The sequence below is a fragment of the Thiohalocapsa sp. genome (assembly GCF_019695415.1).
In the GTDB taxonomy this organism is placed as follows: domain Bacteria; phylum Pseudomonadota; class Gammaproteobacteria; order Chromatiales; family Chromatiaceae; genus Thiohalocapsa.
Genome location: NZ_JAIFKJ010000048.1, coordinates 1 through 2,030, shown reverse-complemented (window position 1 = coordinate 2,030; position 2,030 = coordinate 1). Strand labels below are relative to the sequence as shown.

Genomic DNA, 2,030 nt, shown 5'->3' with positions numbered 1-2,030 from the left:
AAGGGGCGCGGGGAAACCTGGGGGAGGTGGGCGCGGCGGGCAGGCCGCCGACGGCGGAATCGGGGACAAAAAGGGAAAGGGGGGGGAATAGGGAAAAGAGGGGGGGAAGGGGGGGAAAAGGATTGGAGGGAAGCAGCAGCCGCGAGTGGTCGTAGCTTGCGACCGTTATGCCGGCGGGGGATCGCGAGCGATGGTCGGCGAGCCTTGAGCGCCCGCACACTAGCATCACGTCGTGCCCGCGTGCGGACAGCGCCTGTCCGAGCTCGCGCAGGGTGAGGCCGGGCTCGGAGACGTGCTCCGGGGGAAAGGGGTGGGTCGTGGCGAAGAGCAGCCGCATGGCGGTTCACAATCGAGCCGCTGCGACGTGACGCTCAAGGGCGCCGAGCAGCGCATCGACGATGGTCTTTGGGCGAAAGCACTGGTTCTCAGCATGTGCCCGCGCGCGAGATGCCAGCTCTGCCAGCGTCGCAGGCGCATCGAGCAGCCGCCTGACGGCCTCGATCCAGGTCTCGACCGGCGCGTCCGCCGGCAGCAGCTCACCACCGTCACCCACCGCCTCCGGCAGACCACCCCGCTGGCTCGCCAGCACCGGCACGCCGGCATGCTGAGCCTCCAGGGCGGAGCGCCCGAACGCCTCCTCCCAGATGCTAGGCATCAGCAGCAGTCGTGCGCTGCCGTAGAGCTCCTCCGGATATCTGGTCGGGGCAAGCCATTCGACGTTGCCGAGACGGCCGGCGCGGGCGCGGCAGTGGTCGCGCCAGGCGGTCGGAAGATGCCAGCTCTCGGCGATGCGAAAAGACACGTCCGGGAGCGCGCGGGCCACCTCCAGAACGATCTCGTGCCCCTTCAGTTGGGTCGGATTGATGAACAGCAGCTTCTCGCCCGTGCTCCGCAGACGATAGCGCTCGGGATCGACCAGCGGATAGATGACTGTCGTGTCGATGCCGAACAGTCCTTTCAGCCGTCGCGACGTGAACTGCGAGTTGGCCAGATACAGCACCGCTGGGTCCGGCAAGAGGACCCCGCCGAGCTCCCGGTATTCGACGTTGTGGAGATAGGCGGCGACCGGCAGGCCGCAGTCGAGACCAGCAAGCAGCAGATCGATGAGATGGGCCCCGGTCAGGACCACCAAGGCGTCGGGTCTTTCGACCGCTGCGAACGGCCCAAGTGCCCCCACCGGATCGGGGCTCCGGAGCACCGGGTAACCGAGCGCGCGATCGCAGCGCGTACCGGCGTCGCGGTCCAGGGTGCCGCACAGCACAGCTGTTTCGGTGCCGTGTCGCCCGAGCGCGAGACAGAGGTCATGCAGGGTCGTCTGCAGCCCGCCAACGACGGCGGGCAGATGCGCATGCCCTGTCGCGAACAGAATCTTCATCGATGCGCTGTCCGACGCGGTCAAGACTGAACCGAGTCTTGCTCCGCGGGAACGAGGAACGGGTATGGGCGTTCCTCGTCACGCTTGTCCTGAATGGTGTTCTGGGCCGCCAGATCGCGCAGCCAGCCGTCGAAGTCCGCGGGCAGCGGCAACGGCGGCAGGCTGGGGCCGGAGCCCGGGCTCGACAGTGCCGTGAGCAACGCCTCGGGCCGCTGGGGCGTGATGGGCCCGAAGGGCTCGATGTTGCCGTCCGGGGTGAGCCGAACGCCGTGACCCTGCGCGTTGATGCGCTGGGTCACGCCGGAGCTGCGGTGTCTGGCCATCAGTAGCTCTCCGTAGATGAGCACGGCGATGGTGTCACCGGAGGTGCCGTTGCTTTCGATCAGTGCGATGCCGCCGCGGATGCCTAGGTTGCCGAGCGGGGTCTCGATGCTTGCACGGCCATCCTTGCTGAGCTTGCCGCCGACGAAGCGCAGTACGCCGCGGGCCGCGGAGATGCCCAGCTCGCCGGGATCATCGGCCGGGTCGTCGACAAAACGGTCGATGACGACCTCGGAATTCGAGCACCACGTCAACACGGCACGATCGAAGAAAAACAAGTGGGCGATCCCGGAGGAGTCCGTGCGAAACACCGCACCGCGGAAGACGACACACC

Annotated in this window: 2 protein-coding genes; both read right to left on the bottom strand. The window is 67.6% G+C overall.

Going from position 1 to position 2,030, the window contains the following annotated elements:
• Positions 1-343: 343 nt before the first annotated feature.
• Positions 344-1,375 (bottom strand): glycosyltransferase, encoded by a 1,032-nt coding sequence (locus I6U14_RS00570; RefSeq protein ID WP_296896008.1) that lies wholly within the window; start codon positions 1,373-1,375, stop codon positions 344-346.
• Between the two features lie 20 nt (positions 1,376-1,395).
• On the bottom strand, positions 1,396-2,030 hold a 635-nt coding region (locus I6U14_RS00565), incomplete at its 5' end, for a hypothetical protein (RefSeq protein WP_296896006.1).